This window comes from Streptomyces sp. NPDC006296 (genome assembly GCF_040613235.1).
Lineage (GTDB): Bacteria > Actinomycetota > Actinomycetes > Streptomycetales > Streptomycetaceae > Streptomyces.
In genome coordinates this window covers 49,450-75,400 of the sequence record NZ_JBEXRT010000019.1, presented here as the reverse complement: position 1 = coordinate 75,400, position 25,951 = coordinate 49,450, and the positions used below count along the sequence as shown (strand labels likewise).

At 73.9% G+C, this 25,951-nt stretch carries 21 protein-coding genes; 16 read left to right on the top strand and 5 right to left on the bottom strand.

Annotation, left to right across the window (positions count from 1 at the left end; translation table 11 throughout):
• Positions 1–36: 36 nt before the first annotated feature.
• Positions 37–495: a hypothetical protein gene (locus ABZ172_RS15895; protein ID WP_356884301.1), complete on the top strand. Its 459-nt coding sequence runs from the start codon at positions 37–39 to the stop codon at positions 493–495.
• 85 nt (positions 496–580) lie between these two features.
• Positions 581–2,413 carry a glycoside hydrolase family 18 protein gene (locus ABZ172_RS15890; protein ID WP_356884299.1) on the top strand — a complete coding sequence of 611 codons (1,833 nt, stop codon included), beginning with the start codon at positions 581–583 and terminating at the stop codon, positions 2,411–2,413.
• Here the strand turns inward: ABZ172_RS15890 and ABZ172_RS15885 are convergent.
• On the bottom strand, positions 2,398–2,934 hold the full coding sequence (locus ABZ172_RS15885; protein ID WP_356884297.1) for a phosphatase PAP2 family protein: 537 nt from the start codon (positions 2,932–2,934) through the stop codon (positions 2,398–2,400). The two genes, ABZ172_RS15890 and ABZ172_RS15885, sit on opposite strands and share 16 nt — an antisense overlap.
• Before the next feature lie 410 nt (positions 2,935–3,344).
• Positions 3,345–4,685: a 4-aminobutyrate--2-oxoglutarate transaminase gene (gabT, locus tag ABZ172_RS15880; protein WP_356884295.1), complete on the bottom strand. Its 1,341-nt coding sequence runs from the start codon at positions 4,683–4,685 to the stop codon at positions 3,345–3,347.
• A gap of 256 nt (positions 4,686–4,941) precedes the next feature.
• Here gabT and ABZ172_RS15875 point away from each other — a divergent pair, with 256 nt between their 5' ends.
• The 11 genes from ABZ172_RS15875 (at position 4,942) to ABZ172_RS15825 (ending at position 21,575) form a co-directional block, all read left to right on the top strand.
• Positions 4,942–7,311 (top strand): ATP/GTP-binding protein, encoded by a 2,370-nt coding sequence (locus ABZ172_RS15875; RefSeq protein ID WP_356884293.1) that lies wholly within the window; start codon positions 4,942–4,944, stop codon positions 7,309–7,311.
• A gap of 147 nt (positions 7,312–7,458) precedes the next feature.
• Positions 7,459–9,036 carry a PucR family transcriptional regulator gene (locus tag ABZ172_RS15870; protein WP_356884291.1) on the top strand — a complete coding sequence of 526 codons (1,578 nt, stop codon included), beginning with the start codon at positions 7,459–7,461 and terminating at the stop codon, positions 9,034–9,036.
• Positions 9,037–9,308: 272 nt separating this feature from the next.
• Positions 9,309–10,754: an aldehyde dehydrogenase family protein gene (locus tag ABZ172_RS15865; RefSeq protein ID WP_356884289.1), complete on the top strand. Its 1,446-nt coding sequence runs from the start codon at positions 9,309–9,311 to the stop codon at positions 10,752–10,754.
• A 493-nt stretch (positions 10,755–11,247) separates the two neighbouring features.
• Positions 11,248–13,194 carry an acyl-CoA dehydrogenase family protein gene (locus ABZ172_RS15860; RefSeq protein WP_356884287.1) on the top strand — a complete coding sequence of 649 codons (1,947 nt, stop codon included), beginning with the start codon at positions 11,248–11,250 and terminating at the stop codon, positions 13,192–13,194.
• Positions 13,195–13,499: 305 nt separating this feature from the next.
• Positions 13,500–14,210, top strand: a complete 711-nt coding sequence (locus ABZ172_RS15855) for a hypothetical protein (RefSeq protein ID WP_356884285.1) — start codon at positions 13,500–13,502, stop codon at positions 14,208–14,210.
• Between the two features lie 61 nt (positions 14,211–14,271).
• Complete coding sequence (gene dxr / locus ABZ172_RS15850; RefSeq protein ID WP_356884283.1) at positions 14,272–15,525, top strand: 1-deoxy-D-xylulose-5-phosphate reductoisomerase; 1,254 nt, start codon at positions 14,272–14,274, stop codon at positions 15,523–15,525.
• Positions 15,522–16,832 carry a site-2 protease family protein gene (locus ABZ172_RS15845; protein WP_356884281.1) on the top strand — a complete coding sequence of 437 codons (1,311 nt, stop codon included), beginning with the start codon at positions 15,522–15,524 and terminating at the stop codon, positions 16,830–16,832. Before dxr ends, ABZ172_RS15845 begins: the two co-directional genes overlap by 4 nt.
• A gap of 172 nt (positions 16,833–17,004) precedes the next feature.
• The gene (gene ispG, locus ABZ172_RS15840) at positions 17,005–18,162 is read left to right on the top strand and encodes a flavodoxin-dependent (E)-4-hydroxy-3-methylbut-2-enyl-diphosphate synthase (RefSeq protein WP_356884279.1); all 1,158 of its coding nucleotides are present in this window, start codon (positions 17,005–17,007) and stop codon (positions 18,160–18,162) included.
• A gap of 139 nt (positions 18,163–18,301) precedes the next feature.
• Entirely contained in the window at positions 18,302–19,147 is an 846-nt protein-coding gene (locus ABZ172_RS15835; protein ID WP_356884277.1) for a GNAT family N-acetyltransferase, read from the top strand.
• A 30-nt stretch (positions 19,148–19,177) separates the two neighbouring features.
• On the top strand, positions 19,178–19,753 hold the full coding sequence (locus ABZ172_RS15830; protein WP_356884275.1) for a GNAT family N-acetyltransferase: 576 nt from the start codon (positions 19,178–19,180) through the stop codon (positions 19,751–19,753).
• Positions 19,754–19,874: 121 nt separating this feature from the next.
• Positions 19,875–21,575, top strand: a complete 1,701-nt coding sequence (locus tag ABZ172_RS15825; RefSeq protein WP_356884273.1) for a proline--tRNA ligase — start codon at positions 19,875–19,877, stop codon at positions 21,573–21,575.
• A gap of 82 nt (positions 21,576–21,657) precedes the next feature.
• On the opposite strand, the gene ABZ172_RS15820 is transcribed toward ABZ172_RS15825, so the two are convergent.
• From ABZ172_RS15820 to ABZ172_RS15810, 3 genes are read right to left on the bottom strand one after another with little or no spacing between them, the layout of a single operon-like run.
• Positions 21,658–22,572, bottom strand: coding sequence for an aminoglycoside phosphotransferase family protein (locus ABZ172_RS15820; protein WP_356884271.1), 915 nt, complete (start codon positions 22,570–22,572; stop codon positions 21,658–21,660).
• 35 nt (positions 22,573–22,607) lie between these two features.
• On the bottom strand, positions 22,608–23,138 hold the full coding sequence (locus ABZ172_RS15815; RefSeq protein ID WP_356884269.1) for a ferritin-like domain-containing protein: 531 nt from the start codon (positions 23,136–23,138) through the stop codon (positions 22,608–22,610).
• Positions 23,135–23,659 carry a hypothetical protein gene (locus tag ABZ172_RS15810; RefSeq protein ID WP_356884267.1) on the bottom strand — a complete coding sequence of 175 codons (525 nt, stop codon included), beginning with the start codon at positions 23,657–23,659 and terminating at the stop codon, positions 23,135–23,137. The genes ABZ172_RS15815 and ABZ172_RS15810 overlap by 4 nt, the downstream gene beginning before the upstream one ends.
• Positions 23,660–23,830: 171 nt before the next feature.
• On the opposite strand from ABZ172_RS15810, the gene rimP reads away from it, so the two are divergent.
• From rimP to ABZ172_RS15795, 3 genes are all read left to right on the top strand, one after another.
• A complete protein-coding gene (gene rimP, locus ABZ172_RS15805; protein WP_356884265.1) occupies positions 23,831–24,328 on the top strand; it encodes a ribosome maturation factor RimP in 498 nt (165 codons plus the stop codon).
• Between the two features lie 2 nt (positions 24,329–24,330).
• On the top strand, positions 24,331–25,371 hold the full coding sequence (gene nusA / locus ABZ172_RS15800; protein ID WP_356884263.1) for a transcription termination factor NusA: 1,041 nt from the start codon (positions 24,331–24,333) through the stop codon (positions 25,369–25,371).
• A gap of 160 nt (positions 25,372–25,531) precedes the next feature.
• Positions 25,532–25,810, top strand: coding sequence for a YlxR family protein (locus ABZ172_RS15795; protein ID WP_356884357.1), 279 nt, complete (start codon positions 25,532–25,534; stop codon positions 25,808–25,810).
• Positions 25,811–25,951 lie beyond the last annotated feature (141 nt).

Genomic DNA, 25,951 nt, shown 5'->3' with positions numbered 1-25,951 from the left:
ACCCTGCCGGTGCCCACGGGGAGAGGAAGGCATTCCATGACCGGCACGGGGACGACATCCGCGGTCGTATGGCTCGCATCGGCGGCACCGGATCCGGGCGCCGTACGGAGGGAGTGGGCGCGCAACCCCCGGGGGATGGCGCTGCTGCCCGCCGGGAAACGCTGGGACGTGCTGGTCGTGCCCGGGGAGCTGGGCCATCCGACGCTCGACGTGCTCACCCGGCTCCTCGACAGGCCGGGCCCGGTCCTCGCGGACTTCGGCGAGTCCCGGATGGGCTTCTTCGTCCCGCCCGGGACGGCGGCCCGCTGGCTCGGCACGGGCATCCGCGGGATCGGCGCGGGGGCGTGGATCGTCGTCCCCCGGCCGGGGAGCGCCGTGGGCGGGGTGCGCTGGCTGATCCCGCCGGACGGCTCGGGTGCGCTCACCGACGCGGGCCTCCTGGAGCTCGCCCTGCACGAGGCGGCCGCGGCCCGCGGGGGGCGCGGCGGGGAGTGAGGTGCCGTCAGAGGTCTTGACAACCCTATTGGTCTGGACCATGTTGTGCCCCTATCGCTCGCTCACCCCCTGCACGGAGGCTGTCGTGGCACGCACCGGACCACCCGTTCGCTTCTCCGGACTCCTGGCCGCCTTCTCGGCCGCCCTGCTCGCCGCGGGCACCCTCGTCGCCACGACGCCGGCCGCGGGCGCGGCCGACGCCGATCTGGCGCGCAACGGGGGCTTCGAGGCGGGGCTGGACGGCTGGAGCTGCACCGGCGGCAGCGGCACGGCCGTCCGCGCGCCCGTGCACAGCGGGACCTCGGCGCTGAGGGCGACACCGGCGGGCAGCGACCAGGCCCGGTGCTCGCAGACGGTGAGCGTCAGGCCCGACTCCGCCTACACGCTCGGCGCGTGGGTGCAGGGGAGCTACGTCTACCTCGGGGCCTCCGGCACCGGCACCACCGACGTCTCCACCTGGACCCAGTCCGCCGACGCGTACCGGCAGCTCACCACCACCTTCCGGACCGGCCCCACGACCACCTCGGTGACGGTCTACACCCACGGCTGGTACGGCACGCCCGCCTACCACGCCGACGACCTCACCCTGACCGGCCCCGGCGTGGACCCCGTCGCCGTGCCCGCCGCCCCCACCGGCCTGCGGGCCGGCACGGCCACCGCGTCGTCCGTCCCGCTGTCCTGGACCGCGTCCGCCGGAGCCACCGGGTACCGCGTGCACCGCGACGGTGTGAAGGTCCTCGACACCACCGGCACCTCGGCCACCGTGACGGGGCTGGCCGCGTCGTCCGCGTACCGCTTCCAGGTGTCCGCGGTGAACGCCGCCGGCGAGTCGGCACGATCGGCGGCCGTGCAGGTCACCACGGCCGCCGGCGGCGGCGGAGCGGCCGGCGACGGTCTCCCGGACCACGCGCTCGTCGGCTACCTGCACTCCAGCTTCGCCAACGGCTCCGGCTACACCCGGATGGCCGACGTGCCGGACTCGTGGGACGTCATCAACCTCGCCTTCGGCGAGCCGACGTCCGTCACCTCGGGCGACATCCGCTTCTCGCTCTGCCCGGTCGCGGAGTGCCCGAACGTCGAGAGCGAGGCCGAGTTCAAGGCCGCCGTCAAGGCCAAGCAGGCGGCGGGCAAGAAGGTGCTGATCTCGATCGGCGGCCAGAACGGGCAGGTCCAGCTCGCCACCACCGCCGCCCGCGACGCCTTCGTCAGGTCCGTCGGCACGATCATCGACACCTACGGACTCGACGGCCTGGACATCGACTTCGAGGGCCACTCGCTGTCCCTCGCCACGGGCGACACCGACTTCCGCAGCCCGACGACCCCCGTCATCGTCAACCTGATCTCCGCGGTGAAGTCCCTCAAGGCCAGGTACGGGGCCGGCTTCGTGCTCACCATGGCCCCCGAGACCTTCTTCGTGCAGCTCGGCCACCAGTACTACGGCTCCGGCCCCTGGGGCGGCCAGGACCCGCGCGCCGGCGCCTACCTGCCGGTCATCCACGCCCTGCGCGACGACCTCACCCTGCTGCACGTCCAGGACTACAACTCGGGCCCCGTCATGGGCCTGGACGGCCAGTACCACTCCATGGGCGGCGCCGACTTCCACATCGCCATGACCGACATGCTGCTCGCCGGCTTCCCGGTGGCGGGCGACCCGGCCAGGGTCTTCCCCGCGCTGCGCCCCGAGCAGGTGGCCGTCGGCCTCCCGGCGTCCACCCAGGCCGGCAACGGCCACACCTCGCCCGCCGAGGTCACCAAGGCGCTCGACTGCCTGACGAAGAAGGCGGAGGCGGCCTGCGGCTCCTACCGGACCCACGGCACCTGGTCCGGCCTGCGCGGCCTGATGGCCTGGTCGATCAATTGGGACCGCTTCGGCAACGGGGAGTTCGCGAAGAACTTCGACGCCTACTTCGGGCGCTGAGGCCGTCCCGCGGCCGCCCGGAGGGCGAGCAGCAGCACCCCGCTCAGGCACCAGCCGGCCACGACGTCCAGGGGCCAGTGGTAGCCGCGCAGCACCAGACCGACGCTCGTCGCCGCCGTCAGCAGGACGGCGGCGACGAGCGTCACCCAGGACCGCTTCAGGTACGGGGCGAGCAGCAGCGCCGCGGCCCCGTACGCCACCATCGCCGTGGTCGTGTGCCCGGAGGGGTAGTAGCCCGTCGCCTCCGTCAGCGGCCCCTGACGGTCCGTCCACAGCTTGAGCGGGACGACGAGCGCCGGGACGGCCGCCACGGTCAGGACCGCGTACAGCGCGGCCCGCCGGGCACCGCGCAGCCAGGCCACGAGCGCCGCGCCCGCCGCCACGGGGGCGGCGACCTCCGGGTTGCCCAGGTCGGCGAAGAGATCGGCGAGGCCGGCCGGACCGCGCCCCGCCAGCTCCAGGCCGAGCCGCTCGTCGGGAACCAGCAGCGGGCCGTCGGCCAGCACCTGCCAGGTGATCACCAGGAGGAGCGCGGACAGCGCGACGGCCGCCGGAACGAGAAGAACCGGCCACCGGGGAACAGGGGGGATTGTTCCGAGGTGGCCGGTCGGACCGGGCTGCCGCGCGCCCCGGGGGGTGTGGGGCGGGCGGCCGTCCGATCGGTGAGGAGTTCCGGGGCGCGAGGCCCCAGCGGTGTGCCCGATGGCACGGCCGGTACGGCGCGGGGGGAGCTCCGTACCGGCATCGCCCGCAGTCCCCTGCGAGCGGGGTGTTTCTCTCATCTGGGAAGACCGTACGTCAGGGGGAGCGGGCACCGGAAGCGGCAACGGTATCCCGCCATGGCCCTCCCACACCTTCTTCACACGCCCTCACCGGGGCCCCGTCCACCGCTCCGGCGGACACCGCCCGGGGCCCCGGCGACTCGCACGCGTCAGAGCTGAGCGAATGCCTGTTCGAGGATGTCCAGGCCCTCGTTCAGCAGGTCCTCGCCGATGACGAGCGGCGGCAGGAAGCGCAGGACGTTGCCGTAGGTGCCGCAGGTCAGCACCAGCAGGCCCTCGGCGTGGCAGGCCTTCGCCAGCGCACCGGCGGCGGCCGCGTCGGGCTCCTTGGAGCCCGGCTTCACCAGCTCGATCGCGATCATCGCGCCGCGGCCGCGGATGTCCCCGATGGCGTCACCGTTCGGCAGCTTCGCCCGCATCTCGGCGAGGCGGCCCTTCATGACCTCCTCGATGCGCCGGGCCCTGCCGTTCAGGTCCAGCTCGCGCATCGTCTCGATGGCGCCGAGCGCACCCGCGCAGGCCACCGGGTTGCCGCCGTAGGTCCCGCCGAGTCCGCCGGCGTGGGCGGCGTCCATGATCTCGGCGCGGCCGGTCACCGCGGAGAGCGGGAGGCCGCCCGCGATGCCCTTGGCCGTGGTGATCAGGTCCGGCACGATCCCCTCGTCCTCACAGGCGAACCACTGGCCGGTGCGGCAGAAACCGGACTGGATCTCGTCCGCGACGAAGACGATGCCGTTCTCCTCGGCGAACCGCGCGATCGCCGGGAGGAAGCCCTTGGCCGGCTCGATGAAGCCGCCCTCGCCGAGGACCGGCTCGATGATGATCGCGGCGACGTTCTCCGCGCCGATCTGCTTGGTGATCTCGTCGATGGCCTGCGCGGACGCCTCGGCACCGGCGTTCTCCGGGCCGGTCGGCCAGCGGTAGCCGTACGCCACCGGCACCCGGTACACCTCGGGTGCGAACGGACCGAAGCCCTGCTTGTACGGCATGTTCTTCGCCGTCAGCGCCATCGTGAGGTTCGTCCGCCCGTGGTAGCCGTGGTCGAACACCACGACCGCGGTCCGCTTCGTGTGGGCACGGGCGATCTTCACGGCGTTCTCGACGGCCTCGGCGCCCGAGTTGAACAGCGCGGACTTCTTCGGGTGGTCGCCCGGCGTCAGCTCGGCCAGCTGCTCGCAGACCTCGACGTACCCCTCGTACGGCGTGACCATGAAACAGGTGTGGGTGAAGTCGGCGAGCTGCGCCGAGGCCCGGCGCACGACCGCTTCGGCGGACGCGCCCACCGAGGTCACGGCGATGCCGGAACCGAAGTCGATCAGCCGGTTGCCGTCCACGTCCTCGATGATTCCGCCGCCCGCCCGGGCGGTGAAGACCGGCAGCGTGGAGCCCACACCGGCGGCGACCGCCGCGACACGGCGGGCCTGCAGCTCCACCGACTTCGGGCCGGGGACGGCGGTGACGAGGCGGCGCTCCTGCGGGATGTCGGACATGCGGGGCTCCTGGGGGTGTTTCGGACGCTTCTGTTTCTGCAGGCTAGGGGCGGGCGCGGGCAGCGGTCATGCTCCGATCGGGAGTGGTGGGGGCGTGTCCTTGTCCGCCGCGGACAGGTGCCCCGCCCGGCCGCCGGGGCACCCGCCCGCACCGACTCCGAGCGGCCGTACGGCCGCTTGGCTGAACTCCCGGTGCCCGGGCACTAGATTGGCCGGTGCAGAAGGCGGGACCTGGCTGGTCAGGGGGCAGCGGTTCATGGACACCGAAGGCACGTACGACGCACGGGGCACGGGCGCGGAGCGGGTGCCCCGCCCTGCCGGGCCGCCGCCCGCGGCGCCCCCGCCCCCCACGTACGCCCCGCACCCCCGCCGGCCGGCCGCGGCGGGCCCCGGGGTCGAGGAGTGGCTGCGGACCCCGCGCCCCGTGCGGGAACCGGGCGTGTGGCGCTACGGGCACACCCCCCGCCCGCCCGAGCGGCCCGAGGGGGTGTCCGACCGCTCGCTGCTGGTCGGGGTGCTCATCTCCGTGCTCAGCGGACTGCTCGTGTGGTCCCTCTGGCGCAACGGCTACATCCCCTACCGGCTCGTTCCGCTGAAGCTGTTCACCCCCGCCGACTGGTGGTACGCCGGTACCTTCGGCGGACCCCGCACCATCGAGGGCGCCGACGCCCTCACCGTCTACGAGGCCGTCCTGTTCGGCCTCCTCGTCTACGGCTGCGGGCGCCTGGGCAACTGGTCCGAGATCTTCCGGCGGCACGTCGCCGGGCGGGGACAGCCCTTCCTCGCGCTGGCCGCGGCGGCCGGCGGGGCCCTGGCCGAGCTCCTCGTCTGGAAGGACGCCGTCCCCCTGGTCCGGCCGGTCCTGATCCTCGTCGCCTCGGTCGCGGGCGGCGAGATCTACCAGAGCCAGAGCGTCGTCAACGTGCTCTACGCCCTGATCGCCCTCGGCGTGCTCTGGCCGTTCGCCCGCCTCGGCCGCTGGCGCGAGGCACTCGCCGCCCGGCGCGGCACGGACGCGGCCACCCCGCCGGGAACCCCCGCCGCGCCGCCCGACGCCCCCGCCCCCGAGCAGTGGCCGGAGCTCCGCGAGGCGGGCGCCCGGGACGCCGCCGAGGCCCTCACCGCCGAGGTCCGCACCGGCCGGATGAACGACGTCGACGTGGCGCGGCTGCGGCACGCCTGGAGCGCGGGCCGCGGCCGGCCGGAGCACCTCGCCGCGCTCACCGAGGCCGTCCTGCGCACCGGCGGGGCCGCCGCCCTCCACCCCTCGGGCGCCCGGGACCTGCCGCGCCGCACCGTCCGGCACGACCTGCTCACCGGGCAGGTCCGCATCGGCAGCTGCACCGACGACCCGCGCAACCCCTACGCCCGGCGCGGTTCGGGCATCGCCCTGGAACCCGCGCTGCTGGGCACCTCGCTGCTCGCGGTGGGCCCGCCCGGAGCCGGCAAGTCCGCACGGCTGGTCCGGCCGGTCGTCGAGACCCTCTCCCTCCAGGCGCTCGCCGGCCGGGCCGCGGTCCTGGCCGTCGGCGGACCGGGGGGCGAACTCGGCCCGGACGAGGCGTTCGACGTCGTGGTGCGGATCGGCGACCCGGCCTCCGCCCACGACTTCGACCTCTACGGCGGCACGACCGACCCCGACGAGGCGGCGGGCGTGCTCGCCGAGGGACTCGTCGGCGACGTGACCCACCTGGACAGCCGGCGCGCCGCCACCGTCCTCGCCCAGCTCCTCGGTCCCTACCGCGCCGTCCACGGACACTTCCCGGGCGTGCGCGAGCTCCGCGAACTGCTGGACGGCGACGGCACGGCGGTCGACGCGCTGCGCGAGGCCCTCGGCGCCGGCGGCCACCGGGACATGCTGCGCGAGCTGGACGCCCGCACCCGCCAGCGGGGCGCCGCGGGGGACCCGGGGCCGGTGCTCGCCGACCGTGTCGCCCTGCTCGACCGGCCGGCGTTCGCACCGTTCTTCGCCACCGGGGAGCAGGCCCGGCCCTTCTCGCTGCGCTCCCTCGGGCACCTGCCGCTCCGGGTCAGGATCGACCTCCCCGAGCGGACCCACGCCGAGGCGTCGCGGCTGCTCGCCCGGCTCGTCCTCGCCCAGTTCACCGCGATCACCGCCGCCCGGACCGACCGCTCGCTCTTCGTCTGCCTGGTCCTGGACGACGCCACGCACACCGTTACCGCGGAGACCGTGCGCGGTGTCCGCCGCCTGCGGTCGGTCAACGCCGGGGCGCTCCTCACCCTGCGGACCGTCGACGACGTCCCCGAGGCGCTGCACACCGCGCTGCTCGGCGCGGTCGGCTGCTGCATGGCCTTCAGCGGGATCACCACCTGGGACGGCAAGCGCTTCGCCGAGGTCTGGGGCAAGGAGTGGGTGGAGACCCGTGAGGTCGCCCAGCACGCGGTCTTCGCGGACCAGCCCTTCACCCGCGCCCTGCACGGCCTGCGCAAGCTGGTCACCGGCAAGGCCGTGACCCGGGACGCGGTCACCGTGCGCCGGGTCGAGCGGGAGCGCTGGTCCGCCTCCGAGCTCGCCTACCAGGTGCCCGCCGGGCACGCGGTCCTGTCGCTGACGAACGTCGAGGGGGAGCACGCGCCCCCGCTCCTGGTCACGCTGGACGGCTGAGCGCGAGGTTACGAGGACCCCGCCGCCCTGGCAGAATCGGACCGGCCGTCTGTACGGGGCGGCGCATGGTGAGCCGTCCGGGCAGGGCGGTCCCATCGAGCCGTCCGCACGGGCGGCGCCATCGACTCCCAGAGGTCCGGCGGTCCCATGCCACCCACTCTCGCCTCGCTCGTCCAGCACCCGGCGCTCAAGCTCGCCGTCCGCGCCGGCGCCGACCGGCTCGGCACGCCCGTGCGGTGGGCGCACGCCAGCGAGCTCGCCGACCCGGTCCCGTACATGGAGGGCGGCGAACTGCTCCTGGTCACCGCCACCAACCTCGACGCCCGGGACCCGGCGACGATGCGCCGGTACGTGCGCCGGCTGGCCGGCGCCGGGGTCGCGGGGATCGGCTTCGGCGTGGGCGTCACCTACGAGGAGATCCCGCCCGCGCTCGTGGACGCCGCCGAGGAGGCCGGGCTGCCGCTCCTCGAAGTGCCCCGGCGCACGCCGTTCCTCGCGATCAGCAAGGCGGTGTCCGGGGCGATCGCCGCGGACCAGTACCGCTCGGTGACGGCCGGGTTCGAGGCCCAGCGGGAGCTGACCCGGGCCGCGGTCGCCGGGGACGGCCCCGCGGATCTGCTCACCCGCCTCGCCGCGCACGTCGACGGATGGGCCGCGCTGTACGACTCCGCCGGCTCGGTCGTCGCCGCGGCGCCCGACTGGGCGGCCCGCCGTGCGGCACGGCTCGGCCCCGAGGTGGAGCGGCTGCGGGAACGTCCCGGCCCGGCCAGCGTGGTCGTCGGCGACAGCGAGGGCGACGACCGCGTCGAGCTCCAGTCGCTGGGCACCGGCCGCGGCAACCGCGGGGCGCTGGCCGTCGGGACCGGGGCGGCGCTCGGCACGGCCGAGCGCTACGCCGTGCACTCCGCGGTCGCCCTGCTGACGCTGACCACGGCCCGTTCCCGCGCGCTCCAGGGCGCCGAGCAGCGCCTGGGCGCCGCGGTCCTGAGGATGCTGCTCGCGGGGGAGTCCGACCACGCCCGGGCCGTCGCCGGGGACCTGTACGGCGGGCTCCTGGACGCCCCCTTCCGGCTGCTGATCGCCGAGGCGGCGGCCCCCTCGGGGACGGAACCGCTGGCGGAGACCATGGAGGCCGCCGCCTCCCGCTCCGGCGAGGCCCTGCTCATGGTCCCCGAGGGCGGGCGCCTGGTGGTGCTGGCCGTCGACGGTGGCGCCGCCGCCGCGGCCTGCGTGTCCCAGGCCCGGGCCGCGGACGACCGCCCGGTGCACGAGCCGGGTCCCGACGAGGCCGACGTGGTCGTGGGGATGTCCGCCCCGTCCGGCCCCATCGGGGCGTCCGCCGCGTACAAGCAGGCCGAACAGGCGCTCTCCGTCGCCCGCCGCCGGGGCAGGACCCTGGTCGAGCACGAGGAGCTCGCCGCCGGCTCCGTCCTGCCGCTGCTCGCCGACGACGCCGTACGCGCCTTCGCCGACGGCACCCTCCGGCCGCTGCGGGAGCACGACGTGAAGGGCCGCGGCGATCTCGTCGACTCCCTGCGCGCCTGGCTCTCCCGGCACGGCCAGTGGGACGCCGCCGCCGCGGACCTGGGGGTCCACCGCCACACCCTGCGCTACCGGATGCGGCGGGTGGAGGAGATCCTGGGCCGCTCGCTGGACGACCCGGACGTCCGGATGGAGCTGTGGCTCGCCCTGAAGGCGACCACCGCCCCCGCGGGCGGCCGGTGATCCGGTCCCGCCGCGGGACCGGGCCGGCCCGTCCGTCCTGTCCTGTCCCGGGCCGCCCGGGAGTGCGGTCACCGCGGTCGCTTCCGCCGTCCTGCTGCGGAGCCGGCCCGTCCGGCTACGACAATCCGGCACACCCGTTCCCCGTTCCACTCCACGGCGGACAAACCCCATCCGGGCCGTGCCGCCCTACGGTGGGGCCCGAAGGGCGGCCGGACCCGGATGGGGCCCGTCCGCCGCTCGTCGTCCACCACCTCCGAAGGGCCGGAACCGCCATGACTTCCACGCACGCCTTCTGGCTGGCCGGCCGCCAGGCCACCGGCGAGGACAGCTTCGACGTCACCAACCCCTGGGACGGCCGTCCCGTCGGCACGGTCTCCGTGCCCACCGACGCCCAGGTCGAGGAGGCGGTCGCCGCCGCGTACGCCGTGCGCGAGGAGTTCGCCGCCACCCCGGCGCACGTGCGGGCCGCCGCCCTCGACCACGTCGTACGCCGCCTCACCGAGCGCACCGAGGAGATCGCCCAGCTGATCTCCGCCGAGAACGGCAAGCCGATCAAGTGGGCCCGCGGAGAGGTCGGCCGGGCCGTCTCCGTCTTCCGGTTCGCCGCCGAGGAGGCCCGCCGCTTCAACGGCGGCGACGCGCAGCGGCTGGACACGGACGCGGGCGGGACCGGCCGTCTCGCCCTGGTCCGGCGCTTCCCGCGCGGGCCGGTCCTCGGTATCGCGCCCTTCAACTTCCCGCTCAACCTCAGCGCCCACAAGGTCGCCCCGGCCCTTGCCGTCGGCGCCCCGATCATCCTCAAGCCGGCCCCGGCCACCCCGTTCTCGGCCCTGGTCCTCGGCGAGCTGCTGGCCGAGACGGACCTGCCGGCCGGCTCCTGGTCCGTGCTGACGGTGCCCAACGACACGATGCCCGACCTCGTCCAGGACGAGCGGCTGCCGGTCATCTCCTTCACCGGATCGGGCCCCGTCGGCTACTCGATCATGGAGTCGGTGCCGCGCAAGCACTGCACCCTGGAGCTCGGTGGCAACGGAGCGGCCGTCGTGCTCGCCGACTGGTCGTCCGAGGAGGACCTGGACCAGGCCGCGGCCCGCATCGCCACCTTCTCCAACTACCAGGGCGGCCAGTCCTGCATCTCGGTGCAGCGCGTCATCGCCGACGCCACCGTCTACGACCGGCTCGTCCCGAAGATCGTCGCGGCCGTCGAGGCCCTGGTGACCGGCGACCCCTCCGACGCGGCCACCGACGTCGGCCCGCTCGTCAGCGAGGAGGCCGCCCGCCGGGTCGAGTCCTGGGTCGACGAGGCCGTCTCGGCCGGCGCCACCCTGCTGACCGGCGGCAAGCGCGACGGCGCCGCCTACGCCCCGACGGTCCTCGCCGACCTTCCCGACACCACGACGATCGCGCGCGAGGAGGTCTTCGGACCGGTCCTCCACGTCCGCAGGACGGAAGGCGAGGCCGAGGCCTTCGCCGCCGTCAACGACTCCAGGTTCGGCCTCCAGGCGGGCGTCTTCACCCACGACCTGCAGACCGCCTTCCGCGCCCACCGCGCCCTGGAGGTGGGCGGCGTGGTCATCGGCGACGTGCCCTCCTACCGCGCCGACCAGATGCCGTACGGCGGGGTCAAGGAGTCCGGAGTGGGACGCGAGGGCGTGCGCTACGCCATGGACGACTACACCTACGAGCGGGTCCTGGTCCTCACCGGCCTGGCCCTGTAGCCCGCACCGGCACGACGAACGGCCGGAGCCCGCTGTGCGGGGGCTCCGGCCGTTCGCCGTGTCCGGGTTCGCCGTGCCCGGGTTCGCCGTGCCCGGGTTCGGAGACCGCCGCGGGCGGGCCCGTCGCCGTACACCCGTACCCGCCACCGGGCCATGCCGCCCCGGAGTGCCCCGCCGTCCGGCGGCCGGCGCTCCCGCGGACCGGCCGGTCCGCGGATACCCCGAGCGGCCGAGTCGCGCCGGACGGCCCCGGCGTCCCGGGGGCCCGCCCGCCCCGGGACGCCGGACGCCCGTGTCGTCGGGACGGGAAACAGCGGGCCGGCCGGGAACGGAGCGGTCCGCCGGGCAGGTGGTCCGCCCGCCTCCGCACCCCGCCGGGGACTCCCACCGGGGTGGTGGGGTTGTCCGGGATCGGGTAGATACGGACCAGCGGCACCGATCGGCACGCGTACGGCCCGACCCCTACCCCGACTCGCGGCGAGGTGAGCTCCTCATGTCCGCCCCATCCGACATCCCCCAGGCCCCCAAGGTCACCGAGCGCGAAGCGCGGCAGGTGGCCGAGGCCGCACGTGAGCAGGACTGGCGCAAGCCCAGCTTCGCCAAGGAACTCTTCCTCGGACGCTTCCGGCTGGACCTGATCCACCCCCACCCCCAGCCGGCCCCGGACGACGTACGGCGCGGTGAGGCCTTCCTCGACCGGCTCCGCGCGTTCTGCGAGACCAGGGTCGACGGCGCCCTCATCGAGCGCGAGGCCCGGATCCCCGACGAGGTGATCGCCGGCCTCAAGGAGCTCGGCGCCCTCGGCATGAAGATCGAGACCAGGTACGGAGGCCTGGGGCTGACCCAGGTCTACTACAACAAGGCCCTCGCGCTGGCCGGTTCGGCGAGCCCCTCGATCGGCGCGCTGCTCTCCGCCCACCAGTCCATCGGCGTACCGCAGCCGCTGAAGATGTTCGGCACCCAGGACCAGAAGGACGCCTTCCTGCCCCGCCTCGCGCGGACGGACATCTCCGCCTTCCTCCTCACCGAACCCGACGTCGGCTCCGACCCGGCGCGGCTCGCCACCTCGGCCGTGCCCGACGGCGACGACTACGTCCTGGACGGCGTGAAGCTGTGGACGACCAACGGGGTCGTCGCCGACCTGCTCGTCGTCATGGCGCGCGTGCCGGAGTCCGAGGGCCACAGGGGCGGCATCACCGCCTTCGTCGTCGAGGCCGACTCCCCGGGCATCACCGTGGAGCACCGCAACGCCTTCATGGGGCTGCGCGGCATCGAGAACGGCGTGACCCGCTTCCACCGGGTCCGCGTCCCCGCCGCGAACCGGATCGGCCCGGAGGGCGCCGGTCTCAGGATCGCCCTCACCACGCTCAACACCGGACGCCTCTCGCTGCCCGCCATGTGCGTCGGCGTCGGCAAGTGGTCCCTGAAGATCGCCCGCGAATGGGCGGCGGTCCGCGAGCAGTGGGGCAGGTCCGTCGCCCGCCACGAGGCGGTCGGCGCGAAGATCTCCTTCATCGCCGCCACCACCTTCGCCCTCGAAGCCGTCGTCGACCTCTCCTCGCAGATGGCCGACGAGAGCCGCAACGACATCCGCATCGAGGCCGCGCTCGCCAAGCTGTACGGCTCCGAGATGGGCTGGCTGATCTCCGACGAGCTCGTCCAGATCCGCGGCGGACGCGGCTTCGAGACGGCCGCCTCGCTCGCCGCCCGCGGCGAACGCGCCGTGCCCGCCGAGCAGATGCTCCGCGACATGCGGATCAACCGGATCTTCGAGGGCTCCACCGAGATCATGCACCTGCTGATCGCCCGGGAGGCCGTCGACGCCCACCTCAAGGTCGCCGGTGACCTCATCGACCCCGACAAGCCGCTCTCCGACAAGGCGAGGGCCGGCGCCGACGCCGCCGGGTTCTACGCGCGCTGGCTCCCGAAGCTCGTCAGCGGTCCCGGACAACTGCCCGGCTCCTACGCCGAGTTCCGCGTGCCGGGACACCCCGACCTCTCCGCGCACCTGCGGTACGTCGAACGCTCGTCCCGGAAGCTGGCCCGGTCGACCTTCTACGCGATGTCCCGCTGGCAGGGCCGCATGGAGACCAAGCAGGGCTTCCTCGGCCGGATCGTCGACATCGGCGCCGAGCTCTTCGCGATGAGCGCCGCCTGCGTCCGTGCGGAGCACCTGCAGGCCGACGGCGACCACGGCCGCGAGGCGTACCAGCTCGCCGACGTGTTCTGCCGGCAGGCCAGGATCCGGGTGGAGGAGCTCTTCACCCGGCTGTGGTCCAACACCGACGACATCGACGGGCGGGTCGTGGACGGGGTCCTCTCCGGGACCTACACCTGGCTGGAGGAGGGCGTCATCGACCCCAGCGGCGACGGCCCCTGGATCGCCGACGCCACCCCCGGCCCGGCCACCGGGGAGGACGTCCACCGCTCCGTCCGCTGAACCCGGTGCCCCGCGGGGCGCGTCCGCACCCCCGGACGCGCCCCGCGGGCACGCCCGCCGCCGGCGGGCCCGCGTCCCCGGCCCGGCGCCGTCCGGCCGGGACCGCGCACCGGCCGGACCGGATGTGGCGGTCGTGCGGCGGCGGAGGGGGAGTTCGGCCACCGGGCCCGCCTCCGGTCCCCGGATACCGCACAATCGAGCCTCGGCCGCACACGGGACGCGGCTCTCGACGACGGACAGGGGCACGGATGGCCGGGGTGCGCGGGGCGGGCGGCGGACGGGGCGCCGCGCCGGCGGGATGTGCGATGGCGGTCCTGCTGGTGCTCACCGGATGCGGCGGCGGGGACGCCACCGAGGACGGCAGGGCGGGCGAGCGCCCCGGCCCGCCGCGCCCGGCGGCCGCGGCGACGCCGTCCGGGGCGCTCACCGAGCAGCAGCTCACCGCGGTCGCCCTCCACGACGGGGAGACGGCCGGGCGCTTCACCGCGTCCGAGTACGCCCTGGACGGTCCGCTCGGCGACGCCTACACCGCCACCCCCGACGTCTGCCGGCCGCTGGTCAGCCTCGCCGGGGACGTCGGCGGCCACCGGCCCGCCGCGCAGGTGCAGCGCAGGGCGGACGAGCCGGGGGAGCTGCCCGGAGCGACCGTCGACGTGACGCTGCGGTCGTACGGCGGGGGAGGGGCCCCGGCGGTCATGGCGGCGCTGGACCGCGCCGGCCGGGAGTGCGCCGGCGGGTTCACCGAGGAACGGTCCGTCGCGCGGGCCCGGTACGCGAAGGCCGAACCGGCCGCGCTGCCCGCCTTCGCGGACGAGGCCGACCAGGCGAAGGCCTACCGCTTCACCGTCCTCGACGTGAAGGGGAAGCGGAAGCTGTACGAGTACCTCACCGTCCTGCGCTCCGGTCCCACCACCCTCGCCTTCCGTGCCGAGGCCCCCGGCACGAAGGACATCGGCGGGGTGCCCGGGGACGTCATGGCTGCCCAGTGGAGGAAATTCCGTGCCGGACAGGCCTGAGGCACGCGCCGACGGGGGCGCGCTGTCGGACCGCACAGCCGATGCGGCAACAATGGGGGCCATGAGCGACAGCCCCGCACCCCTCGCCGATCCGCATCTCGTCTTCGACGCCGCGGACGGCCGCCGGGATCTGGTGATCCTCGGCTCCACCGGGTCCATCGGCACCCAGGCCATCGACCTGGTCCTGCGCAACCCCGGCCGCTTCCGAGTCCGCGCGCTCTCCGCCGCGGGAGGCAGGGTCCGGCTCCTCGCCGAGCAGGCGCGGCAGCTGCGCGTCCGCACGGTCGCGGTCGCCGACGAGGCCGCGGTGCCGGCGCTCCGTGAGGCGCTGCGCGAGGTCCACGGGGCGGGGGAGCCGCTCCCGGAGATCCTGGCCGGTCCCGACGCCGCCACGGAGCTCGCGGCGAGCGACTGCCACACCGTGCTCAACGGGATCACCGGCTCGATCGGCCTCGCCCCCACGCTCGCCGCGCTGAGGGCGGGCCGCACCCTCGCCCTGGCCAACAAGGAGTCGCTGATCGTCGGCGGCCCCCTGGTCAAGGCACTGGCGGCCCCCGGCCAGATCATCCCGGTCGACTCCGAGCACGCCGCGCTCTTCCAGGCGCTCGCCGCGGGCACGCGCGCCGATGTGCGCAAGCTCGTCGTGACCGCGTCCGGCGGCCCGTTCCGCGGGCGCACCCGCGAGGAACTGGCCGACGTGACGCGCGAGCAGGCCCTGGCGCACCCGACCTGGGCCATGGGCCCCGTCATCACGGTCAACTCCGCGACCCTGGTCAACAAGGGCCTGGAGGTCATCGAGGCGCACCTGCTCTACGACATCCCCTTCGACCGGATCGAGGTCGTGGTCCACCCCCAGTCCTACGTTCACTCGATGGTGGAGTTCACCGACGGCTCGACCCTCGCCCAGGCGACCCCGCCCGACATGCGGGGCCCCATCGCCATCGGCCTCGGCTGGCCCGAGCGGGTCCCCGACGCCGCCCCCGCGTTCGACTGGACGAAGGCCTCCAGCTGGGAGTTCTTCCCGCTCGACACCGAGGCCTTCCCGTCGGTCGGGCTCGCCCGGCACGTGGGCACCCTCGGCGGCACCGCTCCGGCGGTCTTCAACGCGGCCAACGAGGAGTGCGTCGACGCCTTCCTCGCCGGACGGCTGCCGTTCAACGGCATCATGGACACGGTCACATCGGTGGTGGCGGAACACGGCACCCCCGCCACGGGAACTTCACTGACGGTCGCGGACGTCCTCGAAGCGGAGACCTGGGCCCGGTCCCGGGCCCGCGAACTCTCGGCGGCAGCGACAGCGGAGGCGCACGCATGAGCATGACGACGATCCTGATGACGGTCCTCGGGGTCGCCATCTTCGCCGTGGGGCTGCTGTTCTCGATCGCCTGGCACGAACTGGGCCACCTGTCCACGGCCAAGCTCTTCGGCATCAGGGTGCCCCAGTACATGGTCGGCTTCGGCCCGACGATCTGGTCGCGCCGCAAGGGCGACACCGAGTACGGCATCAAGGCCATCCCGGCCGGCGGCTACATCCGCATGATCGGCATGTTCCCCCCGGGACCCGACGGCCGGCTCGAGGCGCGCTCCACCTCCCCCTGGCGCGGGATGATCGAGGACGCCCGGTCCGCCGCCTTCGAGGAGCTCCAGCCCGGCGACGAGTCGCGCCTCTTCTACACGCGCAAGCCGTGGAAGCGCGTGATCGTGATGTTCGCCGGTCCCTTCATGAACCTGGTCCTGGCCGTCGCCATCTTCATGGGCGTCGCGATGACCTTCGGTTTCCAGACGCAGACCACCGAGGTGGCCGGCGTCCAGCAGTGCGTGATCGCGCAGAGCGAGAACCGCGACACCTGCAAGGCGTCCGACCCGGTCTCCCCGGCGAAGGCGGCGGGGCTGAAGGAGGGCGACACGATCGTCGCCTTCGACGGACAGCGCGTCGACGACTGGGCCACGCTCTCGGACCGGATCCGGCAGACCATCGGCCCCGCCACCCTGACCGTGCGGCGCGACGGCACGGAGCAGACCCTGAACGCCGTGCTGAAGAAGAACGCCGTGGCCAAGAAGGACGACCGCGGCGAGGTCGTCCCCGACCAGTACGTCAGCGCCGGCTACCTGGGCTTCGCGGCCAGGACCGAGATCCTGCCGCTCTCCTTCGGCGACTCGGTCGTCCGCATGGGCGACATGATCGAGAACGGCGTCGACTCGATCATCGCCCTGCCCTCCAAGATCCCCGACCTGTGGAGCGCCGCGTTCGGCGACGGCGAGCGCGCCGAGGACTCCCCGGTCGGCGTGGTGGGCGCGGCGCGCATCGGCGGCGAGGTGATGAACCTCGACGTCCCCGCCCAGAACCAGATCGCGATGATGCTGTTCCTGCTGGCCGGGTTCAACCTCTCGCTGTTCCTGTTCAACATGCTGCCGCTGCTCCCGCTGGACGGCGGGCACATCGCCGGGGCGCTCTGGGAGGCGCTGCGCCGCAACGTGGCCAAGGTCTTCAGGCGGCCCGACCCCGGCCCGTTCGACGTGGCGAAGCTCATGCCCGTCGCCTACGTGGTCGCCGGCATCTTCATCTGTTTCACGCTGCTGGTCCTGGTCGCCGACATCGTGAACCCCGTCAAGATCACCTGAGTCCGGCACCGCGGGGCCGGACACCCGGACGGGCGTCCGGCCCCGCACCACGGAAACCGCCCGGCGACGGGGTGCATCCCGGCCGCCTCCGGTGCCGTAACCTCGAATCCTGGAGCCCGCCGTTCTCGGGACCTCGATCCACACTGATCCACACCTTGGGGATGCTCAGCGCATGACTGCCATTTCTCTCGGAATGCCGGACGTTCCGACCAAGCTCGCCGACCGACGGGTCAGCCGCCAGATCCAGGTCGGATCGGTGGCGGTCGGCGGCAACGCACCGGTCTCGGTGCAGTCGATGACGACGACGCGCACCTCGGACATCGGTGCGACGTTGCAGCAGATCGCGGAGCTGACGGCGTCGGGCTGTCAGATCGTGCGGGTCGCCTGCCCGACCCAGGACGACGCGGACGCGCTGGCCACGATCGCGAAGAAGTCGCAGATCCCGGTGATCGCGGACATCCACTTCCAGCCGAAGTACGTGTTCGCGGCGATCGACGCGGGCTGCGCGGCGGTCCGGGTGAACCCGGGCAACATCAAGCAGTTCGACGACAAGGTCAAGGAGATCGCGCGGGCCGCGGGCGACGCGGGCACCCCGATCCGCATCGGCGTCAACGCCGGCTCGCTGGACGCGCGACTGCTGAAGAAGTACGGCAAGGCGACGCCGGAGGCCCTGGTCGAGTCGGCGCTCTGGGAGGCGTCGCTGTTCGAGGAGCACGGCTTCCGGGACATCAAGATCTCGGTCAAGCACAACGACCCGGTCGTGATGGTCAACGCCTACCGCCAGCTGGCGGCGCAGAGCGACTACCCGCTGCACCTGGGCGTGACCGAGGCCGGTCCGGCGTTCCAGGGGACCATCAAGTCCGCGGTGGCGTTCGGCGCGCTGCTGTCCGAGGGGATCGGGGACACGATCCGGGTGTCCCTGTCGGCCCCTCCGGCGGAGGAGGTCAAGGTCGGCCTGCAGATCCTGGAGGCGCTCAACCTCAAGCAGCGCCGCCTGGAGATCGTCTCCTGCCCGTCCTGCGGGCGTGCGCAGGTGGACGTCTACAAGCTCGCGGACCAGGTGAGCGCCGGCCTCGAAGGCATGGAGGTCCCGCTGCGGGTCGCCGTGATGGGCTGTGTCGTCAACGGCCCGGGCGAGGCCCGTGAAGCCGATCTGGGTGTGGCCTCCGGAAACGGCAAGGGCCAGATCTTCGTGAAGGGCGAGGTCATCAAGACCGTCCCGGAGTCGAAGATCGTGGAGACCCTCATCGAGGAGGCCCTGAAGATCGCGGAGCAGATGGAGAAGGACGGCATCGCCTCGGGCGAGCCGCAGGTCTCCATCGCCGGCTGACCTCCGCCCCGCACGCCCGGTGCCCCGCAGGCCCGCCTGCGGGGCACCGGTGTGCGCGGCCCCCGCACCCCGCGGGGCGGCACCTCACAGTCTTGACGGGTACAGTGCGGACATCAGCAGACCGTTCGATGAGGCCCCCGTGTTGACGCAGACCACTACCCGGGTCCTCGACCCCGGCGAGCTCCCCGCCGCGCTCGCCATCCTCGAGAGCGAGCCCGTGGCCAACGCGTTCGTCACCTCCCGCGTCCGGATCGCCGGGCTCGACCCCTGGCGGCTCGGCGGCGAGATGTGGGGCTGGTACGCCGACGGCCGGCTGCGCTCGCTCTGCTACTCCGGTGCGAACCTCGTGCCCGTCTGCGCCACCCCCGAGGCGGTCCGGGCCTTCGCCGACCGCGCCCGCAGGGCCGGCCGCCGCTGCTCCTCGATCGTCGGACCCGCCGGCCCCACCGCCGAGCTGTGGCGCCTCCTCGAACCGAGCTGGGGCCCCGCCCGCGAGGTACGGCCCAACCAGCCCCTCATGGCCGCCGAGCAGCCCTCGGCCGAGGTGACGGCCGACCCGCTGGTGCGCAGGGTCCGCAAGGAGGAGATGGACGTCCTCATGCCGGCCTGCGTCGCCATGTTCACCGAGGAGGTCGGCATCTCCCCGCTGGCCGGCGACGGCGGTCTCCTCTACCAGGCACGGGTCGCCGAACTGATCGGTGCCGGCCGCTCCTTCGCCCGCATCGAGGACGGCAAGGTCCTCTTCAAGGCCGAGATCGGCGCGGCCACCCCCCAGGCCTGCCAGATCCAGGGCGTCTGGGTCGCCCCCGAGTTCCGCGGCCGGGGACTCTCCGAGACGGGCATGGCGGCCGTCCTGCGCTACGCGCTCAACGATGTCGCACCGGTCGTCAGCCTGTACGTGAACGACTACAACACCCCCGCGCGCAGGGCCTACAGCCGCGTCGGCTTCCAGGAGACGGGTGCGTTCATGAGCGTGCTGTTCTGACCGGACGGCACGGCCAGTAGGGTTCCCCGCATGGCAGCAGCAACCCCCCTGTCCCCCGGGGGCTCCGGGACCCCCGACATCGTGGTCGGACCGCTCGACCTGGCCGCCCGCGTCGACGAGGCGCTCGCCGTGCAGGCCCACGCCTTCGGCCTCTCCCAGGGCGAGATCGACGTGCGCCGCCACATCGTCCTGCGGCACCTCGACGACCCGGGGGCCCGCGCCTTCGGCGCCGTCGCCGCCGACGGACGCCTCGTCGGCTTCGTCTACGGACTGCCGAACAGCCGGACCCACTGGTGGTCCACCGTCGTCGAGCCCTACCTCCGCGCCACCGGATCCGACGGCTGGCTCGACGACTCCTTCGTGATCACCGAGCTCCACGTCCACCCGGACTTCCAGCAGCGCGGCATCGGACGCAGCCTGATCACCACCATCACCGACACCGTGGACCTGCCCCGCTCCATCCTCTCCGCGATCGACACCGACAGCCCGGCCCGCGGCCTCTACCGCGCCCTGGGCTACCAGGACCTGGCCCGGCAGGTGCTCTTCCCGAGCGCCCCCAAGCCGTACGCGGTGATGGGCGCGCCCCTCCCGCTGCGCCGCGGCTGAGACCGTCCGGCACCCGGCGGGCCGCCCGCCCCGCGCCGGACGGCCCGGGGGAATGGATTTCCGCCCGCGCGGGCCCCCCGGCTAACCTCGGGCCCACCACCCTTCCGAGCAGGAGTTCATCATGGCCCAGGTCCAGCGCATGTCCCGATTGATGATCAAGACACTGCGCGACGACCCGGCGGACGCCGAGACGCTCAACCACAAGCTCCTGGTCCGCGCCGGCTACGTACGCCGCACCGCGGCCGGCATCTGGTCGTGGCTGCCGCTCGGCAAGAAGGTGCTGGAGAACGTCACCCGCGTCGTCCGCGAGGAGATGGACGCCATCGGCGGCCAGGAGGTCCTGCTCCCCGCGCTGCTGCCCAAGGAGTCGTACGAGGCGAGCGGCCGGTACGACGAGTACGGCGACCTGCTGTTCCGGCTCCGGGACCGCAAGGGTGCCGACTACCTCCTCGGCCCCACCCACGAGGAGATCTTCACCCAGGTCGTCAAGGACATGTGCTCGTCCTACAAGGACCTGCCCGTGATCCTCTACCAGATCCAGACCAAGTACCGCGACGAGGCCCGCCCCCGCGCCGGTGTGCTGCGCGGCCGCGAGTTCCAGATGAAGGACTCGTACTCCTTCGACACCACCGACGAGGGCCTGGCGGAGGCGTACGGGCTGCACCGCGCCGCCTACATCCGGATCTTCGAGCGCCTCGGCCTCGACCACCGGGTCGTCTCCGCCGTCTCCGGCGCCATGGGCGGCTCCGCCTCCGAGGAGTTCCTCGCCCCGGCGCCCGCCGGCGAGGACACCTTCGTGGACTGCCCGAACTGCGACTACGCGGCCAACACCGAGGCGGTGACGTACACCGTCACGGCCGTCGCGGACGCCGCCGCCGGGCCCGTCGAGGAGCTGGACACCCCCGACACCCCGACCATCGAGTCCCTCGCCGCGCACCTCGGCGTCCCGGCCTCCGCCACCCTGAAGAACCTGCTGGTCAAGGTCGACGGCGAGATCGTCGCCGTGGGCGTGCCGGGCGACCGCGAGGTCGACCTGGGCAAGCTCGGCGAGCACCTGGCCCCCGCGGTCGTCGAGCTGGTCACCGCCGAGGACTTCGTGGGCCGCCCCGACCTGGTGCGCGGCTACGTCGGACCGCAGGGCCTGGAGAAGGTCCGCTACATCGCCGACCCCCGGGTCGCCGCCGGCACCGCCTGGATCACCGGCGCCAACAAGGAGGGCACGCACGCGAGGAACGTCGTCGCGGGCCGCGACTTCGAGGTCGACGACCACCTCGACGTCGTGGTCGTCGAGGCGGGCGACCCCTGCCCGAAGTGCGGCACCGGCCTCCAGGTGGACCGCGCCATCGAGATCGGCCACATCTTCCAGCTCGGCCGCAAGTACGCCGACATCTTCTCCCTCGACGTCCTCGGCCAGCAGGGCAAGCCGGTCCGCGTGACCATGGGCTCGTACGGCATCGGCGTCTCCCGCGCGGTGGCCGCTCTCGCCGAGCAGACCGCCGACGAGAAGGGCCTGTGCTGGCCCCGCGAGGTCGCCCCGGCCGACGTGCACGTCGTCGCCGCCGGCAAGGCGCTCCAGACCGAGCTCGCCCTCGACGTCTCCGAGAAGCTCGGTGCGGCGGGTCTGCGCGTCCTGGTCGACGACCGCGCGGGCGTCTCGCCGGGCGTGAAGTTCACCGACTCCGAGCTCATCGGCGTCCCGCAGATCCTCGTCGCCGGCCGCCGTTCGGCCGACGGCGTCCTGGAGCTGAAGGACCGCCGCACGGGCGAGCGCGAGGAGCTCACCGTCGACGAGGCGATCGCGCGGCTGACCGGCCGCGGCTGACCGCCCGGACCGTGAGGGCCCCGCACACGCCGTGTGCGGGGCCCTCACGCATCCAGGAACGCGGGTGCGGCCCTCCGTGCGGCTACAGCCAGCCGGCGAACTCCAGGGACAGCTCACCGTCCTGGGTGCGCCCCGCGGTCAGGGCCCGGGTGCCCGACTCGACCGCCCGGAACAGCGTCCAGCCGCGCAGCCTCGCCTGGTCGACGTCCAGCGAGTCGGCGAGCTTCTTGACCCGGCGCCGGGCCGTCGCGGCGCCCCCGGGCGAGGCGATCAGATCCTCGACCCGGTCCCGGACCAGCCGTGCCAGGTCGTACGCCCGCTCGCCGGTCAATGGCTCCGGGCCGACCGCCAGCCAGGGCGCGCGTTCACCGGACAGCACCTTGCTCTGCCGGAAGTTGCCGTGCAGCAGGACGTGTTCGGGGGAGTCCGGGACCAGCTCCGCGCGGGCGGCTAGGGCCTCCGAGACGAGCGGTTCGAGCGCGGGGTCCCGGTCCGCAGCCGCCCGCATCGGCTCCACCTGGCGGCCGGTGCGCTCCGCGACGGACTCGAAGGAGTGGCCGGCCGGCGGGTCCACCCACAGCCGCCGAACCGTTCCGGCGGCCTCCAGCAGGGCCTTCGCCTCCGGCAGCGAGCGCAGCGACACCTCGTGGTGCAGCCGTTCCAGCAGCAGGGCGCCCTCCGGCACCGCCGCGTCCGCCGCGGGCAGGAGTGCGACCGCGCCCCAGCCGCTCCAGTGCGCGAGCGCCGCCCGCTCCGGCCCGGGGAAGGCCCCGGGCGGGGCGATCTTCAGCACGCCGGGGCTGCCGTCCGGCCGGCGGACCAGCAGGACGAGGGCGGAGCGCCCCCCGGGGGCGCACATCCGCTCCAGGGTGACGTCGTACGCGGACAGCGCCGCGTCGGTGAGTGCGGGGAGCCGGGCGAGCCAGTCGGCGGCGGCAGCGTCCCCGTACGTCTCGCCGAGCGCTCGCACCAGACGCTGCGGCGGTTCGAAACCCATACGTGCCTTGTTCCCTCTCGGAGCGTGGTCGGCGGTCAGTGCGTGACGCCCGTGGCCCCCGCCTCCGCCGTGCCGTCCGGCGGGGCGGCCTTCTCGGTGAGCCCGGGAAAGGCTACGCCGGTGCCGCGCCAGCGCGCGGCGCGCACCGCCGCCTCCCGGAGCGCACCCGCGGCGTCCAGCCGCAGCGGGCCCCGGGCGGCGCGTACGAGGTCGGAGTACACGGCCGCCACCCCGTCCTCCAGCACCGCGGCGAGCCGCATCGCGGTCGCCGGGTCCCGCACCGCGAAGGGCAGGTCGTACGCCGCGACCGCCGCCACCGGCTCACCGCCCAGGTCCCGCACCGTCCGCACGAGGGCGTCCCGTCGGGCCCGGTGGGCGTCCCAGGCGGCCGTCGCGTCGCCGCGGCGCCCGCCCTCCAGGCGTCCGCCCAGCGTCCCGTAGCCGTAGACCGCCGCGTGCTCGGCGGCGAGTACCGCCTGTGCGGCCCGCAGGGTGCCCTCGGTGTCGCCGCCGCCGTCGGTGGTGCCGGTGAACAGGGGGCCGTTCGCTCCCGCCGTCGGTGTCATGCCGGCGTCTCCTTGGCCAGTTCGGTCAGCAGATAGGCGTGCGCGGCGCCCGCCGCGGCGATCGAGGCCAGCAGCCTGGCCAGTTCGGGGTCGGCGGTCAGCAGGGCCGTCGCCCGGGCGTCCGCCACCCGGCGCTCCTCGGCCGCCAGCTGCTTCAGGGCGGCCCGGACGTCGTCCGGGGCGGCCGGCGGTGCGGGCGCGGGCGACGCGCTCGCCTTCTCCGCCGGCCCGCCCAGCGCCCCCAGGTGCGCGCGGACCGCGGCACCCAGCGGCGCGAGCCCCGCCTCCGTCAGGGGGTGGGCGGCCACGACCCCGTCGTAGCGGGCGAGCAGCGAGGCGCTGTCACGCGCGGCGGCGGCCCGCAGCGCCGTTCCCCGCCGGAGGGCGGCGGCCCGTGCGTCGGCGCCACCGGGCGCCGTCCGGTCGTCCGGCCCGTCCCCGCAGCCCGCCAGCACCGCACCCAGGGCGCATGCGCCCGTGGCGGTGAGCGCGGCCCTGCGCGTCGTCCCCGTGCGGCGCACTTGTCTCCTTAAGCCTGGTTTTTGACGTTTTCTGACCCGAAGTGATCACCGAAGGTGAGCGTACCTGCGGCCGGGCGGGAGGCGGACGGCAACACCCCTGCGGACCGGATACCCTTTGACCTGACACGCGACGATCCCCACAACAGCACACGCGGCCGAGGAGTCACCCGGATGAGCACCACCCAGAGCGACAGGCTGCGCGGACTGCTGGAGCCGCTCGTCAGCGCCCAGGACCTGGACCTCGAGGAGATCGAGGTGTCCCGGGCCGGCCGGCGGCGGGTGCTGAGGGTCATCGTGGACTCCGAGGACGGCGTGGAGCTGGACACCTGCGCGGAGCTCAGCCGCAGCATCTCCGAGACGCTGGACGAGACCGACGCCATGGGTGACGACGAGTACGTCCTCGAAGTGAGCTCTCCGGGCGCCGACCGCCCGTTGACCGAGCACCGCCACTACGTACGCGCCACCGGCCGGCTGGCCCGGCTCACCCTGGCCGAGGGCGGCGAGCTGGTGGCCCGCATCCTCGGCGTGGACGACGAGGGACTCGACCTGGAGGTGCCGGGCGTGAAGGGCCGCAAGCCCACGTCGCGCCGGGTCGCCTTCGACGAGATCGCCAGGGCGCGCGTCGAGATCGAATTCAACCGCAAGGACAAGAAGGAAGAGGAGGCGTAGCCGTGGACATCGATGTGAAGCTTCTGAAGGGCTTGGCGCAGGACAAGGAGATCCCCTTCGACGTGCTCGTCGGGGCGATCGAGTCGGCCCTCCTCATCGCGTACCACCGCACCGAGGGCAGCCACCGCCGGGCGCGCGTCGAGCTGGACTCCGCCGGCCACGTCACGGTGTGGGCCAAGGACGACCCGGCCGAGCTCGAGGAGGGCCAGGAGCCCGAGGAGTTCGACGACACGCCGTCCGGATTCGGCCGTATCGCCGCGACCACCGCCAAGCAGGTCATCCTGCAGCGGCTGCGCGACGCCGAGGACGACCGGACGTTCGGCGAGTACGCGGGCCACGAGGGCGACGTCGTGACCGGGCTGGTCCAGCAGGGCAAGGACCCGAAGAACGTCCTGGTCGACATCGGCAAGCTGGAGGCCATACTGCCCGTGCAGGAGCAGGTCCCCGGCGAGGAGTACACCCACGGCCTGCGGCTGCGCACGTACGTCGTACGGGTGGCCAAGGGGGTCCGCGGCCCGTCCGTCACGCTCTCGCGCACCCACCCGAACCTGGTGAAGAAGCTCTTCGCGCTGGAGGTCCCGGAGATCGCGGACGGGTCGGTCGTCATCGAGGCCATCGCCCGCGAGGCCGGCCACCGCACCAAGATCGCCGTGCGCTCCACCCGGGCCGGCCTCAACCCCAAGGGCGCCTGCATCGGCCCGATGGGCAGCCGGGTGCGCAACGTCATGGCGGAGCTGCACGGTGAGAAGATCGACATCGTGGACTGGTCGGACGACCCGGCCGAGATGGTCGCGAACGCGCTGTCGCCCGCGCGGGTGAGCAAGGTCGAGGTCGTGGACCTCGGCACCCGCTCCGCCCGGGTGACCGTGCCCGACTACCAGCTGTCCCTGGCGATCGGCAAGGAGGGGCAGAACGCCCGCCTGGCCGCCCGGCTCACCGGCTGGCGCATCGACATCCGCCCGGACACCGAGACCGACGCCGAGCGGGACGTCGCCGACCGCGAGCGCGCGGAGCGCGCCCGGGAGCGGTCCGAGCGCGGCTGACTCCGGAGCGGGTCCGGAGTCCGCCCACGGGCGGGCCCCCGGACCCGTCCCGACGGGACAGAGGGAACAGATCGAGGCGCGACGCCGCCGAGATCACGACAACATCCGTTCGATTTTTGCCCCCACGAGGTGCGGTCGGTACGGGGAGGTAGACTTGAACGTGTCTGGCCGGACGCACACTCGCGCTTGCCCCGAACGAACCTGTGTGGGATGCCGGGAGCGGGCGGCCAAGAGCGAGCTGCTGCGCACCGTGGCGGTCGAGGGCGACATCGTCCCTGATCCACGCGGTACGCTGCCCGGCCGGGGTGCATACGTACACCCCGTCTCCGTCTGTCTCGGCCTGGCGGTCCGCCGCCGGTCGTTCCCCCGGGCCCTCAAGGCCGAGGGGCCGCTCGACCCCGCCGCAGTGCAGCGGTTCGTCGAGCGGGCGACACCGTAGGAAAGTGAACGGCACGGGTCCCCGTGCGGTCAGGTACCTCGCGAGTTGGAAGTAGGTCGAGATTGCGATGAGCACTCGATGAGTACGCGATGAGTACGCCCATGAAGTAGCGACGGTCCGGCGGTAACCCGGACCTAAAAG